Annotated in this window: 9 protein-coding genes; 8 read left to right on the top strand and 1 reads right to left on the bottom strand. The window is 60.4% G+C overall.

The window, feature by feature from the left end:
- Window positions 1-8: 8 nt before the first annotated feature.
- From AB7E06_RS05320 to AB7E06_RS05355, 8 genes are read left to right on the top strand one after another with little or no spacing between them, the layout of a single operon-like run.
- Window positions 9-2,510, top strand: coding sequence for a DUF2169 domain-containing protein (locus tag AB7E06_RS05320; protein WP_427955542.1), 2,502 nt, complete (start codon window positions 9-11; stop codon window positions 2,508-2,510).
- Window positions 2,507-3,463: a pentapeptide repeat-containing protein gene (locus AB7E06_RS05325; protein ID WP_427955545.1), complete on the top strand. Its 957-nt coding sequence runs from the start codon at window positions 2,507-2,509 to the stop codon at window positions 3,461-3,463. The genes AB7E06_RS05320 and AB7E06_RS05325 overlap by 4 nt, the downstream gene beginning before the upstream one ends.
- Before the next feature lie 13 nt (window positions 3,464-3,476).
- A complete protein-coding gene (locus tag AB7E06_RS05330) occupies window positions 3,477-4,148 on the top strand; it encodes a DUF3540 domain-containing protein (RefSeq protein WP_427955548.1) in 672 nt (223 codons plus the stop codon).
- 29 nt (window positions 4,149-4,177) lie between these two features.
- Complete coding sequence (locus AB7E06_RS05335) at window positions 4,178-4,582, top strand: DUF4150 domain-containing protein (protein WP_094196774.1); 405 nt, start codon at window positions 4,178-4,180, stop codon at window positions 4,580-4,582.
- A gap of 2 nt (window positions 4,583-4,584) precedes the next feature.
- Entirely contained in the window at window positions 4,585-5,226 is a 642-nt protein-coding gene (tssJ, locus tag AB7E06_RS05340) for a type VI secretion system lipoprotein TssJ (protein ID WP_321267286.1), read from the top strand.
- Window positions 5,227-5,233: 7 nt separating this feature from the next.
- The gene (gene tssK / locus AB7E06_RS05345) at window positions 5,234-6,631 is read left to right on the top strand and encodes a type VI secretion system baseplate subunit TssK (RefSeq protein WP_230018058.1); all 1,398 of its coding nucleotides are present in this window, start codon (window positions 5,234-5,236) and stop codon (window positions 6,629-6,631) included.
- Between the two features lie 5 nt (window positions 6,632-6,636).
- Complete coding sequence (locus tag AB7E06_RS05350; protein WP_427955553.1) at window positions 6,637-7,317, top strand: DotU family type IV/VI secretion system protein; 681 nt, start codon at window positions 6,637-6,639, stop codon at window positions 7,315-7,317.
- A gap of 1 nt (window position 7,318) precedes the next feature.
- On the top strand, window positions 7,319-11,311 hold the full coding sequence (locus AB7E06_RS05355) for a type VI secretion protein IcmF/TssM N-terminal domain-containing protein (protein WP_427955555.1): 3,993 nt from the start codon (window positions 7,319-7,321) through the stop codon (window positions 11,309-11,311).
- Here the strand turns inward: AB7E06_RS05355 and AB7E06_RS05360 are convergent.
- The gene (locus AB7E06_RS05360) at window positions 11,280-14,831 is read right to left on the bottom strand and encodes an AAA family ATPase (protein WP_427955558.1); all 3,552 of its coding nucleotides are present in this window, start codon (window positions 14,829-14,831) and stop codon (window positions 11,280-11,282) included. The genes AB7E06_RS05355 and AB7E06_RS05360 overlap by 32 nt on opposite strands.
- Window positions 14,832-15,815 lie beyond the last annotated feature (984 nt).

A 15,815-nucleotide genomic window follows, 5' to 3' on the forward strand; every position in this document is an offset into this window, starting at 1 on the left:
TTGCCCCTATGGATATCGACAAACCCGATGATGTGCTGTTGATGCAGGCCTACCATGCCCAGGCAGGGCAAGCGCGCTGGGTGGTGACCTTGGGCTATGTTTGGCAAGCGGGCGGATGCCTGCCCGAAGCCCAGGCCTGGCCGTGGTTGCTGGCGCATTTTCCGGATGAGGCCTTTGATGCGGGTTTGAAAAAGACACGGGGCAGTTATGGCGTAGCGGGACAGGCCTGGGCGCCCCCTGGGCAGCACACGACGGCCATGGCGGTCCAGGTCCAATTGGGCCACTTGCACAAAACCCTCCATGTGCATGGCACTCGTCGCTGGCAACACACGCTGGCAGGTTGGCGTGCCAGTGCCGCTGAGCCGTTTCAGTCACTGCCCTTGACCTTGCGCCAAGCGTATGGTGGCGCAGGCTACAACGAAAACCCATACGGTTGTGGGTGGTTGAAAGACCCGGAGCAGGCGCAAGGTGTCTTACTGCCTCATACCGAGCATCCGGATACGCCGGTGCTTTCGCCGGCTGACCGATGGGAGCCCGCGATATTGACGCGTCTGCCCGCTGGCGCTGGCTCACGCATGCGTTGGGTGGGGACGGTGGATGAACGCTGGGAGAAAGAGCGCTTTCCCTGGCTGCCTGATGATACTGATCCGCGATTGTTCGATGCTTTTCCTCAGGATCAGGTACGGGATGGTTACTGGCAAGGCACGGAGTCCTGGCGTGTGCAGGGGATGCATCCGCAACGACCGGAAGTGTCGGGCCGCCTGCCAGGCCTGCGACCCCGTTTGCTGCTGCGCAGAAAAGGGAGTGAACGGATTGAGGAGGCTGTCCTTGATCTGGATACGGTGTGGCTGTTTCCTCAAGATGAACGTGTCCTGATGCTGTATCGGGCCAGCATCCCGGTCCAGCGTGCCGATGCGGCCGATGTTGCCGCTGCGGCGGTCTTTACCGAGTACGCGCACGAGCCGGCTGGCAGCCTGCCTGAGCTGCAGGCACGTTGGACAGCGCTGCATGCAGCCGCTGGTGCGCACGGTATGGCGCACGAAACACCGCAGGATAAAGAGATGGAGCCGTTGGGCGACCTGCCGCAGATGGCCGACGCTTCGCAGGCGGACCCGCAGATCCTGGCTCAGTTGCAGGACAGCCTGGAGCAAGGTCGAGCGCAGGGCAATGCCTGGATTGCGGATATGGAAGAGCGTCTGGCTCCGTATAGCCCGGTTTCCCTGCCGCGCATTGCGCCTTTGGCCGCTCTGGTTCTGAACGAAAAGGCCGAGGATAGCGATCCGCTGCAAAGCATCGAACATGCCTTGCAACAGGGACAGAACGAGTTGCTGGCGCAGGTCAAGGACGTGGCCACGCGTCTGGAGCTGGATGAAAAGCCGTTGCTGGCGCTGGCGCAATTACCTCGCGCCCCCTCGACCTCCGGACCTGTGGACATGCTGGCAGAGATACAGGCTGCCAAGGCCGGTTGGGCCGATGTGCCGCCTTCCGCCTTTGATGCCTTGGATGAGCAAGGGACCAGCCTGCACGCTGAGTTGGCCGAAATGGATCAGCGTCTAGACAGTCTGGCTGCCGAGCTGGCCGTGTTGCAGGCTGGGTTGGCCGCTCAAGGAGCACCGCAGCAGTTTATCGACACGCTGGAGCAATTTCATGCCCACCGACAGGCGGGCCATAGCCTGAGCGGGTGCCACCTGATGGGACTGGATCTGCGGGGTGTGGAGCTCGATGGTGCAGATCTGAGCGGCGCCGTGTTGGAAGCATGCATTCTGGCGGGCAAAAAGATCGATGCATTGAATCTGACCGGTGCTCGTTTACAGAACTGTGATTTGCAGGGCGTCGTTCTGAGCGGGGCCCGACTGGCTGCCGGGCAATGGGAAAACTGTTCGCTGGAAGGTGGCGTATTTGCCCAGGCCCAGGCCGAGCGCCTGGGAATGGCGAGTTGCCGTCTGGCAGGCAGCAATTGGCATGCCGCACAGTTGGATGGCGCTGATCTGTCGCAATGCACGCTGGATCGGGTGTGTTTCTCGCAAGCGGTATTACGGGGCGCCACTTTTTCCGGCGCGCAGGGCCGCGCCGTGGACTGGGTGGGCGCGCAGATGGCCGATGTGCGCTTGGACAGTGGCTGCATCTTGCGTGATGCCGATATGCGGTCCGCCGATATGCGGGGCGCCAGTATGCAGGACAGTGACTTGGGCGGCAGCCGTTTCGATCAGGCCGATCTCAGCGATGCTTTTTTACAGATCTGCGATTTACGCGCTGCGACAGGCTGGCAGGTGCAAGCTGCACGAAGCATTTTCAAAGAAGTGAATTGGACAGGAGCGCGCTGGCCTGGCGCCAATTTTCTGGATGCGGCGTTTGATTACGCCTTGATTGACCAAACCGATTGGCGTGGAGCCAATCTGTACGGAGCGCAACTGGGCAGTGCCACGGTGCGTAGCGTGGACTTGGATGGGGCGCTGCTAGGCCATTTGCCTGACTGGGCCCGACACACACAAGGAGGTAAATCACGATGAGTTTGAGTGCAGAGCAGTTGTTGGCCCTGATCGAACAGGGCCCAATTCGAGATCTGGATTTGTCCGGCGGTCAATATAGTGGTTTGAAATTCGACGGTTTGCGGGCGGACGGATTGAACCTGCGCGGTGCCGATCTGAGCGCCTGTGATTTATCGGACGCGGTGTTGGTCGACTGCCAGTTCCAGGGTGCACGCTTGAGTGGAGCAGCACTGAGCCGGGCGCACTTTGAGCGCTGCGATTTCAGCGGCGCGGATTTGAGCGCGGCCTCTCTGGACGATGGCTGGTGGCTGCAGTGCAATTTGAGCCAGGTGCAGGCTAGTCAGGCACTCATGCATGGCGTGACCTGGCAACACTGCGATCTGAGGGGGTTGCGCCTGCCCGAGCAAATCGGGCCGGCCTTATGGATGGATTGTGAGGCGGCCGGCTTGCAGGCCGTGGCTGCGCAGTGGTTTCAGGTTCAGTTGCGTCGCACCAATCTGGCGCACGCGCATCTGGCACAAGGCCGTTTCGAACAATGTGCGTTTGAGCATTGTGATCTGGAGCGAACCGACCTGTCGCAGATTGTGGCACCGTTTCTGTCGTTGGCTTGCAGCACGCTGGATGGAGCCTGCCTGGACGGGGCCCGTCTGGAGGGGGCCATATTCAATTATGCACGCTTGCCGCAGGCCAGTGCGCGCGGAGCCCGTCTGGCACAGGCCAGACTGGGGCATACGCATGCGCAGGGGCTCTGCCTGTCGGGCGCCTGTCTGGAGTATGCCGATGTTAGCTATGCGCGTTTGCAAGGGGCTGATCTGAGCAGCGCGCAGGCCAAAGGCATGCGCGTACACGGAGCCGATTTGCACCAGGTGTGCTGGGATGGCTGTGACAAGCAAGACCTGCAGGGCAACGATATTCCACGCCTGCAGGCCGAGCGCTGGCGTGCCGATGCGCGCTGGACTTTGTCGGCTCTATAAAAAGGAGATGCAGATGTCTTGTCTTAGTCCGGGTTCTGAGCCGCTGTCTATAGCGGAGGACCCCTCACAGATCGCTCAGTGGCACACCGTGCAGGCCAAAGTCTATGTCCAGGCTGGGCAGCGCTGGGGCGTGCTTGGCCCCATGGGCAGTTGCTTTGCACCGCTGGCAGCCTCCTGCCTGTTGCAGCCGCAAGTGAGTGATCTGGTATTGCTGACGCTCAATGGGCGGCAGGCCTACATCCTGGCGGTGCTGGAACGTTCCGGTCAGACGGCGCAACTGCATCTGCCTGCCGACACCGTGGTGCGTAGTGCCGGCAACGTCCGTGTTCAGGCTGGCGGCGGTTTGCATCTGCAAGCGGCGCAGGCCGTGGTGCTGCAAGGGGCGGATCTGGCGCTACAGGCTGAGCAGTACCTGTTACAGGCCCGGCAAGTGCATCTGGCAGGGCAGTCCCTGCACAGCTATTTTGCACAGCGGCAGGAGTATAGCGGCCAGCGTCAGCAGCACGATGGGCAGAGCCAGATACATGCCGGCCAGCGTGTCACGCGTGTGGCTGGACACGATGACTATGCGGCTGCCTCGCAGCGGCTGGTCATCGAGCGGGATTGGCGTGTGCGGGCCCGCAGCGCTGAGCTGCGGGGTGCTCAACGTGTGGTCGTGGACGGCCAGCAAGTGCATCTGGGCTAGGCCCGGTATTACCAAGGAGATTTTGATTTATGTTCATGCTCAACAATGGCGGGGCGCAGGCCAATGCGATTCCCGATGTGTGCAAAGTGCCGACCCCGGCCGGTCCCGTGCCTACGCCTTTTCCCAATCTGGCGACAACGCAGATGGCCCAGCCTTCAGGCTTGGTGCGTAATGTGCTGGTGGTCAATATGCCTGCTTTGAATCAGGCCAGCAAAATCATGATGAGCAGCGGTGATGAGGTCGGCACCGTCGGCGGCGTAGCCAGCAATCGAATCAAAGGCGAAGTGCAGTTCATGAACGGCAGCATGACGGTGATGGTGGGGGGCAAACCGGCTGTGCGCATGGGCTGCATGACGGGCCATAACGGCATGCCGGTCAATTCGGTCGGGACGGTGATCAGCCCTAGTCAAAGTACGGTGATGGTGGGGAGCTGAGGATGAGGCACAGTCATGTTGTCCGTACGGGTCGCTGCGCCGCGCTGGTCTTGCTGGCCGCACTGGTGTTGACCGGCTGCGGCATGTTCAAGACCAAGTCCAAGGACGAGGCCTTGAAGGATCTGCAGTGGGAGTACGAGCGTGATGCGCTGGTGCTGGAGGTTAATGCCGATCCACAGTTGAACACCTGGGGAGGGCAGGCGCATACGGTGCTGATGGTGGTGGCGCAGATGGTCGAACCCTCAGTGTTTGAGCCGTATTCCAGCAGGCCCGATCAGCTCTCCAGTCTGTTGATGGCCGATAGCGCGCCGACGGGTTTGCTCAGTCTGGATCGTATTTTTATCGAGCCGGGCGTCAAGCGGCGCATCCGGCTGGCACGCGTGGACAAGGCCCGTTACGTAGCCGTCGCGCTGGGCTATCAGCACCTGGACCCAGCCCGCAGCACCCGTCTTTATCAGTTTGGCGCCAAGCTTGACAGCCATGGCCTGATGTTCCGTGAGTACGAGGCCCGGCCCGAGCCGCTGCGTATTCGTCTGCGGCTGGGCCCGCAAGCCATCATCGAGAGTCAGACTGATACTGTCATTCCGCCCCCGGCCACTTTGCCGGCAGCGGGCCCCTGGCCCGTCGGTCATCAACACCCATAGAGATTTCATGAGCGTTCATCCTTTGCAACCGATCTTCTGGCACCAGGGTCTGTTTTTGCAGCCCCAGCATTTCCAGCATAACGACAATCTGTTCTACCAGCGTCTGGCTTTATTCATGGCCCAGACTCAGCCGTACCCATGGGGTGTGCTGCAACTGGAGTTGGACGAGGCGGCATTGCAGACGCTGGATTTCAGAGTGCTGGCCTTGACGGCACGGCTGCGCGACGGCAGTTTTATCCAGTATCCCGGTAATGCCGTGATTGAGTCGCGCGGTTTTGAACTGGCGGATCTGGCCACTGGCCGTACGGTGTACCTTGGACTGCGGCGCATGATGCCCGGCCAGGCCAATGTGAGTGTGGTTGACGATTCTGGCCAGGCTCAGACGGTGAGTACGCGCATGGTGGCGGCTGCCGATCCGGTCACGGTGGCGGACGATTACGCGCAGGGCCCTGAGGGTCAGCTTGACTTGATGAATTACGTCTTGCGTGTGTTCTGGGACGAGGAGTTGCCTCAGTTGGGTCACTATGAACTGCTGGCTGTGGCGCGGCTGGAGCAGGACGGCGATCAGGCGCGCTTGCAGCGCCAGTACATCCCCCCCAGCCTGAATTTGTCGGCCAGTCCCTGGCTGATCGAGGCGATACGCCGCATCCGCGACGAGCTGACCGGACGCGCACGGCAGCTGGAAGTCTTTAAACCTGGCGGCTTGGGCAGGACGGAGGATCTGGACGGTAACCACTTGAGTTTGCTGGTGGCTTTGCAGGTGCTCAATCGTTATGGCCCCATGCTCAATCATGTGCTGGAGGCTCCGCAGACGCATCCTTGGCAGGTTTATGGCCTGTTGCGGCAGTTGGTCGGCGAGTTGTCCACCTTCTCGGAACGCTACGACATGATGGGCGAGACCCGGGACGGAAAGGTGCTGGCCCCGCCGTATCAGCACGAAGATCTGGCAGCGGGGTTTCACGCCATGAGCACCCTGATCAGTGCCTTGCTCAATGAAATTGTCGCTGCTCCCGAGCTGTTGATCCGCTTACAGCCTGCTGGCGCCAGTGCGGGCTTGTACGAGGCTGAGTTGCCGGACGCGTTTTTTGCCGCCCGCCAACGCTACCACCTGGTGGCCTATGCCGGAGTCGAGCAGCAAGAGCGTTTGCAGGCGCTGGCGGGCGACTTCAAACTGTGTGCCCCCGACCAGGTCGAGCTGCTGGTGACCCATTCGTTGGGAGGGGTCGAGCTGCTCAAACTGGCCGAACCGCCACGCGGCATTCCTCGTCGTCCGGGAGCCTTGTACTGCTACATCGATCCCATGTCGCCGGGCTGGGCGGCATTGGAGCAGACACGCGCAGTGTCCTTGGTTGCGCTGGGCGCACCCGAGAATCTGCAGATTGAACTGATTGTCAGCAAATGGTGAGCGCAATGCCCGTGATACAGGACAGTAGCCTGGCTTCTTTCTTTTTGACGGCCATGCGTCAGGCGCGTACTTACTTCTCCCAGGAAGCCGATGCAGCTCAAAGCGGTTCGGCGTTGATCGAGGCGCTGGATCAGGCCTGCGCACGCGCCCGTGACCGCGGCTATGAACAGGCCGAGGTTGGCGCCGCCCTGTTTGCCATTGTGGCCTGGATTGACGAGACGGCCATGACCAGTCCCTGGCCCGGGGCTGGACACTGGCGTTTGACGCCGTTGCAGCGTCATTACTTTGCCACCACGCGCGCTGGCAGCGAGTTTTATCAACGCCTGCAGGCCCTGCCCGAGACCGCCACGCAGGTGCGAGAGGTTTACGGCCTGGTGCTGGTTGCCGGATTCCAGGGTGAATATGCGGCGCGCGCGCCCGGTGAGTTTGAGTCCTGGCGAGTGCAGTTGCTCGAGCAGATACGTCAGGAGCAGGGCATGCCGGGTTTTGCGGCGGGACAGACGCTGTTTCCGCAGTCGGGTACCGGACAGGCCACGCCGCCGCGGCCAGCCGGGCGATTGACGGGGCGGCCCAGTGGATACACGGTGACGCTGCTGCTGGCACCCTTGCTGCTGGTGCTGGTGCTGTATCTGTATCTGGATCATTCACTGGCCAAGCTGGTCAACGCTTTGTTGATGGACCATTGATATGTTGAAACGAAGTTTGCGTGTGCTGGGCTTCTTGGCGCTGCTGCTCGTGCTGACGGGGCTGGCCTGGTTGTATGTGATGCACAAGGGCTGGCCGCTGTGGGCCTTGCCAACGCTGGTGTTGGTCGCGCTGTTGCTGATCTGGCTGGCTGCAGGGCTGCGTCGGCGCTGGCTGGCGTGGCGTTTGCGCCGGCGTCTGGCGCGGGACATGCCGCGTGCGCTGGGCAGCCAGCATGCCGCGTTTGATGCCCAGTGGGGGGCAGGGCTGCAGGTGTTGCGTCAGGCACGGCTGGGGGGACGGCGTTCGTCCTTGTATGCCTTGCCCTGGATGCTGAGCCTGGATGTCGGTCCTTGCCAGACGCAGGACGATTATGCCCGTCTTGCTGTGCAATCGCTGCCAGCGGCCGGGCCAGGACTGGATCAGGGGGTAGGCTGGTTCTTCATGAAAGCCAGTGTCATGGTGTGGGCCGGGCCGGTGCTCGGTGCTGATGAGCAGACGGCCCAAGAAGCGGCATGGTCGCGTCTGTTGCACCAGTTGATGCGGACACGCCGACGCGAGCCGCTTAACGGCTTGGTTTTCAATATCGACTTGTCCTGGCTATTACAGGCCAATCAGGAACAGTTGCAGGCAGCTGGCAAACAGATGCGAGCTCGCCATGATGCCTTGGCGCGTGTTTTTCAGGCGCGCATTCCTGTCTGGCTGATGTTGCAAGGTGGTGAGAATGTCCCCGGTCTTTCTGCCTGGCTGCAGCAATTGCCGCCCGAGGTCTACGATCAGGCGCTGGGCTATAGGGTGGGCGGACAAGGTGCCGAGCAGGGCTCGTTGCAGTTTCTGGCGCAGGCGTTCGAGTCCATGGGACGACGAATGGCGCAATTGCGGATTGTGCTGGGTCAGCATGGAGTGCAGCCTGCGCCGGTGTTTGAATTGCCCGAGCGTATCGCGGCACAGCAAGCCGTCTTGCAAGACTTGCTGGCCCCGGCCTTCGAGGCCACGCCGTATTCGGCTACCCCTTTATTGCGCGGCCTGTACTGGCAGGTGCGCACTCCACATCAAACTCGTGAAGGCATTGCCTTTGCCCGCGACGTGCTCGATCGCATCCTGCCGTCTTGCCGGTATGGCTGGCAAGTCTTCGACCGCTGGTCGCCCTGGCGCCGTGTCTTGCGTCATTCTCTGGTTCTGGTCTGGCTGCTCTTGTGTGGTGCGCTGGCAGGCGGTTTGTTTTATTCCAGTGAACGCGCCCGCTCGAGTTTGCAAGCCTTTGCGGCCCAACCGTTGCAGCAGCTCGAAACACGCATGCAAAAGGGTGCGCTGGACGAAGATGTGCAGTCACTCAATATCTGGCGCAGTGCCATTGGCAGGCTGGACAGTGCCAATCACGGCGTCCAGGCCTTGTTGCCGTTTCAGGGCCATGTGCGTCAGGTACAGCAGTTTTACCAGCAACGTTTTGTGGATGCGTTCCGGCGCGAAATCCTGCAGGCGTTTCTGGACCCATTGATTGTGCAGGATCTGCCACGCGTCAGTCGTAGCGGCAGTGAGACAGAGGTGGCTGCCTGGAGTCAATATTTGGTGCGTCGCATCAATCTGGTGGCCGGCCAGTTACGCGGCGGCCCACTCCAGGGCCGGCCATTGCCGGGCATGGAGCTGGCGACCTTGTATGGCGACTCGGCATCCCGGCAAGTCGGTCTGCAGACTGGAGTGCTGCTTGGTCAACAGTATGTGGATTATCTGCACTGGTCGCCTGAGCGGGTTCAACTGCAAGGGGAGCTGGATGCGTTGCAGGCTGCGCTGCGTCAGCTGGGCTTACGTTCTCGCTCACCCTCCTGGCTGCTGGCCTGGGCAGATTTTCAAAACAGTATTCGTCCGATTACGCTGGCTGACTTCTGGAGTGTCCGGCCCGATGCAAGGGCGCCTGTGATCGCTGCCGGTTTGACGCAGACCGGTACGGCAGCGATCTCGGGTTTCGTCCAGGAGCTGGCCGAAGCCTCAGGTGAGCGCAGTTTCTGGATGGGGCAAAGTGATGTACTGGAACAGGGCTTCCGGCAACTGTCCTACGACGCCTGGTATCGCTTCATTGTGCGCTTTAACGATGCCCGTTTTTATTTGCAGACCGAATCGGATTGGGATGGCGCCATCAGCAGTCTGTTTTCAGTGGCTGATCCCTATGCTCGTCTTTTTGAAGCGGTCGATGGGCTGTTTCAGCAGGTGCCTGCCGGAGAACGCCCGGCTTGGGTGGCTAGCATGCTGACGTTGCAGCAACTGCGTCTGGCCGCCCGTCAGGCCCCCGCCCAGGAGGGCCTGGCAGGCTGGCTGGATCAGGCTCAACGCGTCAATGCACTGGGGCATGTGGGGCTGCGCTCGGTGCAGCAAGGAGAGTCGTTGACACAAAGCGTGCAGGGCGTCAGTGCCAGTCTGGCGGGCATTGCGCCGTTGCGTGCCTATCAGACTCAACTTGCCGATGCGATCAAGCGTTTGTTGCAGGGGCCGGGCAGCGCGCAGGAACTGGCACGCCAGACCTGGGGGTTTGGACAGGACCCGCAAGTGCAAGAGTCCTTGCTGCACGATGCCCAACACAGTCTGGATGCCTTGCGCATCCAATTGCAGCGCGATACTGCCCGTGAGGATGCCGTGTGGACTCTGATGCGTGGTCCGCTGGCCTTGGTGCTGGATTACACCGCCCGGCGCACCGCCTGCGGTTTGCAGGATCAATGGGCCGCTTCGGTCTTGAGTGTGGTACAGGATGTGCGCAGTCCCGTCCTGGCCTATGAACTGTTGTACGGTGATCGTGGCACCGTGCCTCAGTTCATGCAGGGTGATTTGCGCTACTTTGTGAGCCGTGATGCGCAAAGCTACGGACCGCGCAGCGCGCTGGGGCAGAGTATGCCGCTTAGTGGGCAGTTCTATGCCTACGCGAACGCCGTTCAGGCGCGGCAGGTGGCTCATGCCGAAACGCGCCTGCACGATGAACAGGCGGCGCGTGTGCGCGGTAGCCAGATCGAAACCTTGCAGCAGGAGCTGGCTGAGCTTGATAAACAGGCCAAAGCGGTCCAGTCATTAGCCGCGGCCGTTGTGATCGATGCCGAGCCGCCGCTGCTCAACACCGGGGCGCGTCAATTGCCTCAACGCACCCGCCTGAGTTTGCAATGTGCCAGCGGTGTGACACGGCTGGATAACTTCAACTTCCCCTCCAGGGCTACCTTTGCATGGGCACAAGGGCAGTGTGGTGATGCAGTGCTGCAGATTCAGTTTCCAGGCTTTGTGCTGGAGCGGGTCTATCCGGGCGCAGAAGGCTTTATCGACTTTTTGCACGAGTTCAGCAGTGGCGAGCACCGTTTCCAGGCCAGTGACTTCCCGCAGCAAGAAGAGCGTCTGATCGATGCCGGCGTGCAGTGGCTGGTCTTGAACTGGCGTTTGCAGGGGCAACGTAATCTGGTGGATAACGTGAACCAGTTGCATCGCATACAGGCCCGACAGGCTCAGATCAACGAGCAATTGCTGACACTGCGCGAGGCGCAGTCCGGTGTGGGCAGCCCGATGGCGCAACCGAGCTGGACGCAGGATTTGGTGCCCGAGCACATTGTGACCCAGTGCTGGCGTTCGCCAACAACGGTGTTTCAGGAGGAGGGGCTATTGCCGCCCGATTCGGCCCCGTCTGCACCGATACCGCAAATACATGCTGTTCAGCCTGCGTCAAAACGGGCCGCCAAACCTGCGCCCAAGCAAGTGCTTGCCTCATTAGCGACGCCAGCTCAGGAACGGGCACAGCAGGGTTGGCGTGTTCAGGTGGGGGTGTTTGCCGATCCCCGCGCTGCCGTGGAGCAATTGGGCGTGCTGGGGATTGAAGCTGTGCAGATTCCCTTGCCTCGTCCGGGACGCAAAGATCTGTATCGGGTGCAAAGCCCGGTTTATGACAGCCGCGAACAAGCCCGCATCGTGGCCGGGCAGATTGCCCAGGCCTTGCGGGTCAACCCGGAATTAGTGCCTGGCGATCGTTAAGCCAGTGCTGGTAGGCCAGCAGCCCATGCTGGTCCATGCTTTCCCGGGCCTGCTGCCAGTGTTGGCTGGCCAGGTCCGGGCATTGGCGCTGTAGCCAGATATCGCCGCGCAGACACTGTATTTCGGGAAGCATCAGCACGGAACCGTGTTGTTCGCTGATCTGCTCGGCTTCGGCCAATACGGCAAACGCTGCGTCGTCGCGCGTCAGGCTAAGCAGGGCGCGAGCCAGCATACACAGTTGTCCTTCCACAGCAACAGGCATATCTATGCGTATGCGTTCGACCGCGGCCTGCATGGGCTCAATCAGGTTCGCGTTGCGGGTCTGTAGCACAGCGGGTAGTAATTGGTGCATCTGGGCCAGTGCAATCCAGACCGTATCGGGCTTGGCCGGTGACTGCGTTCCAGTCAACGCCAAACTCTCCTGAGCCATTTCCTGCAGATTTCCTGCCAGATAGTAAATACGCATCAGATGTAGCCGGGAGGCAATGGCACCCGCCAAAGGATGGTGGTGGTAGCTGGCCAGGGTGATGGCGTGGCGGGCATTTTGCAAACCAGTGGAAAAATGGCCTTGTAAGGCCTGACACAATCCCAGAGAGGTATAGGCCAGCGCCTGCGAGGGCTTCTGGGATGGCAGGGCTTGGGCATCCTGGGGTTCGGCCGACATGCCGATCAACGGCAGGGCCCGCACCAGCAACGCTTCTGCCTGTGCCGGATCGCCACGCCACAGGCGATGCTGGGCCAATGCGTACCAGGCCCAGCCTTGCCAGGCCTCGTTGAGTTGATCCTGGGACAGGCGCAGTACTTTTTCGGCAATCGGCAAGGAGGCGTCCAGTTGCCCCCGATTGTGGCGGGTCAACCATTCGCCCCATAGGCTGGCCAGCAAGGTCAGGGGCTGTTCGGGGTCCCGCAGCTCGTTGACCTGCTCGAAGGCTTCTACCGAACGGGGAGAGGCCGGGCCGGTGGCGGCGGTACTCAAGGAGGCCTTGGTCAGGTGCAGTGCAAAACTGGTTTGTGAATGTACAGTGGGATCGGCGATAAAGCGCCGACTGCGTAGGGCCTGCGACAGGCAGCGCTCGGCTTCCTGTAATTGACCGTGTTCGAGTGCGTGCTCAATGGCGCGTTGCCACCACTGGACCGTGTCCTGGTAGCGAACCTGTCCCAGCAGGGTGGCAATAGCCGATGGCGCGTGATTATGCTCGACCATATGCTCGGCCAGCCGTCGTCCAAGCCGTTCGCGCTCGGGACGGATAATGAGATGGCGCAGACAGTTGCCCAGTATATCGGGGCAGCGCCAGTGGGATTGCTTGGTGGGTACCAACCATTCATGCTGTTCCAGTATCTGTAAGGTGGCGCGGATGGTCGATTGGGGTTGCTCCAGCAAGCGGCTGGCGACGCACTCGTCAATATCGGGCAGCAGGGCAGCCAGGTAGGCCAGCTCGCGTTGTAGTGGGGTCAGGCGGCGCAAATGCGCGGCGCACTGATCTAGCAAGCGTGGCACCAGGGTCAGGTCCTGACCGAGCTGATATAAGTGCAGCAGTTCGCGTGCCAGCATGGGGCTGCCTTCACTGCGCTCGATGACGTGCGTGCGAATGTCGCGGGGCAGCTTGATGGAGCGGCTGCGCTGACTGATCAGTTCATTCAAGTCCTGGTTAGCGAGTGCGCCAATACGCAAGGGCAGGACAGGCCAGGACTCAGGCAAGGTCTGGCGTGAGGTAGCCACAATGCGCAGCCGCTCCTCGCCTGCCAGCAGACGCTGCAACAATTGTAGGCTGGCGGCATCGCACCAATGCAGGTCCTCCCAGGTCAGCAACAAGGTCTGGTTCCGACAAAGTGCGTGCAGCAGGGCAAGCAAGGCGTGTTGTGTTTGTTCGCGCACCGCGCTCTGGCTAAGTGTTGACGGTTCAATCAGGGTCTGATGCAGAGTATCGGCCTGCGCAAGGCTCAGGTCGTACTGGGCCATTAATCGTTGATGTAGCTGCGCCTCCTGTTCGCTGCTACGGGTGTTGGGCGTATCCGGTGTGACATATCGCAGCTCTTTTTGCAGCCAGCGCAGTACCGGCGCGTAAGGGCTGCGTACTTCGTTTTCCTGGGTCTGCAGCGCCACGACGGCACCTTCCACATTGCGCACATAGTCCTGCAGCGAACGCAGTAGCTTGGTTTTGCCCATTCCTGTATGGCCATGCAGCAACAGCATGCGTGGCGCCGCGCTAAGACGACCGCTCCAATATTGAAGCAGAATGTCGAATTCGCGCAGCCGGCCGTGAATGCGGCCGGTATCGGTAGCGGTTTCGCTCAGACGTAGCTGGTATGAGGACGCTTCTTTGCCCGATGGCAAGGACTCCAGAGACCAGGACGACAGGCGTGCAGCCGCCTGACTGCTGAGCAAGACAGCACCGTTGTCCGCTTGCCAGGCCAGGGAAATGACTGATGGGCAGAGCAAATGGTGTGCATTGATGGGCGTGGTCGGATCAATGGGCAGTACATCGGCATGAACGGCCAGGCCGAGACTGACTTGGGCTGGCCGGTTGAGACCGGTTAGCGTGCGCGCCAGCGTCAAAGCAGGGGCCACAGGACGCTCATTGATGGCAGGGTAGCCGAAATGTGCCAGCAAGGTGGCGTTATGCTCCTGCTCTATCCAAGCCCCGTGTTCGCGAGCATGGCGCACCACACGCTCATGCGTTTCGCGCAGGAGAAAGGTCCTGGTTTCGTAATCTGTCTCCATGGGATCGTCGCTGCTGTCCGGGTTGGGGCGCCAGCCTATGGCAATGGCCACCGTGGCCATGGCCCGAAAGTGGTAGCCGTCGGGATCGGACGGTCCGTGTAAGGCGGGTGCCGCGTTTGCGCCGGTGCACAACAAGGCGCGCGTCTGTGCATCAGGTAGTACACCCAGACGCTGTTGCAGCACATCGCAGCATTGTTGATAGGCCAGCATGGCCGCGTCATGATCATTGTCCTGCACCAGAAGTCGGATTAGTAAGCGATGGCAGGATTCATCCTCGGGCCAAAGATTGACCCAGGTCTTGGCATAAGCCAAGGCTGCTTGCTGCTGTTCGCTGGCCATCAAGGCCTTGATCAGATGGTGTCGGCATTGCGCCAGCTCGATGTCTAGGCGTGCATTCCAGTTGTTGTGCCAGTTCATCAAACTGTCACTACTGGGCAGTTTAAGGCCGTCCAGGAAATGGCCTTGATACAGGCTTAGTTTGTTGCGCGCCTCGTCCAGCTCGGTCGCCGTGGAGCTGCCTATGTACAGAACGTCACTCCAGACCGTGTCGGACTCCAGTGTTAGGCTTGCCGTGGAGCTACGCAGCACCTTGGACAAGGGGGCCAATGCCTGACGTAACACATACAATGCATGGCGCACCCGGGCGCGCCCCTGCTCGGGGTCGCTCTCGGGCCAGAGCATATCGGCCAGCCTGACTCGTGCTATCGCCTGACCCTGCGCCAGCACCAGAAGAGCGAGCAGCAGTTTGACCTTGTCATAACTTAACAGGTGACTGCGGTCCTGCCCGTCGATCAACAAACGAAAGGTTCCTAAACAATAGAGTTCAATTCGGTTGGGACCCTGTCTCGAGATCCCCGTCTGCATTCCCATCTTGTTTTCCATCCCTGCCGACTGCACTCTGCGTTAGTAAATGTACGAGTGATGCAACAAAAGGCTTCATTCTGGTTTGCAGGCGTTTATTTTTGGTTTAACTGGGAAGGAAACCTGATCCCCAATACCGCTATGAGGAACCCATCAAGCTTGGCCGTGTGAACACAAGGCATGCAGCGGGCGGCGTCGGCTTGTAACAAAACTAATTAGGCCTCTGATTTATTACGCGGCTGTGGCAAAACACAGATCACATGGGGGGCGATAATTGGCTGTTAGTGGCTTTGTGAGGATTACGGCGGCTCAAACGCGACATCACATAGCGCTGAAAAAACGACTATTGGCGGGCCGGTCTGCGTAGCAGGATCGACGGGAGCAGGGTACAGGTCCCGATAGAATGGCGTTGCTCCGGCCGTGCTCAGATTCGCCAGAAATGTCGCGCATGGCTGGTCTTGCGCTTTGCACGCAAGGCTCAGGGCGGTTGCCCTTGTCGGCTTGGGTCTGCGCCTCAATCTTATGGTGCTTTCCTTGTCGGGATTTGACGTGTACTCAGAACGGCTGGGGCACCGGAAGTCATTGTTTCTCTCTGTACTGGGCGCAGACCGTTCCCTCCATGTGGGATTGTTCGTTGCTAGTTACGAGCAAATCACTACACGCCGTATGCAGTGGGTGTCCGCTTCCCAATAGAAGGCAAACAACCCAGATACTTTTGACCTTGCGTTTAAAAGAAGGGGCTTGCCGTACACAGTTGCGTATTAAAACGACTATGGCGATGTGGAGGCTTAATGGATATGGGCTGAGTCGTTGAGTGCTTAGCCAGGCGTTCCGTCATAGTCTTGCAACATGGCTATGAGTGAAAAAGAGTGCGAATTCTCTTTGAATTGTTTTTATCGAGCGTGCTCTGGAAAAGAGAAA

Origin of the sequence: Alcaligenes sp., assembly GCF_050255915.1 — a bacterium.
GTDB classification, from domain to species: Bacteria; Pseudomonadota; Gammaproteobacteria; order Burkholderiales; family Burkholderiaceae_B; genus Alcaligenes; species Alcaligenes aquatilis.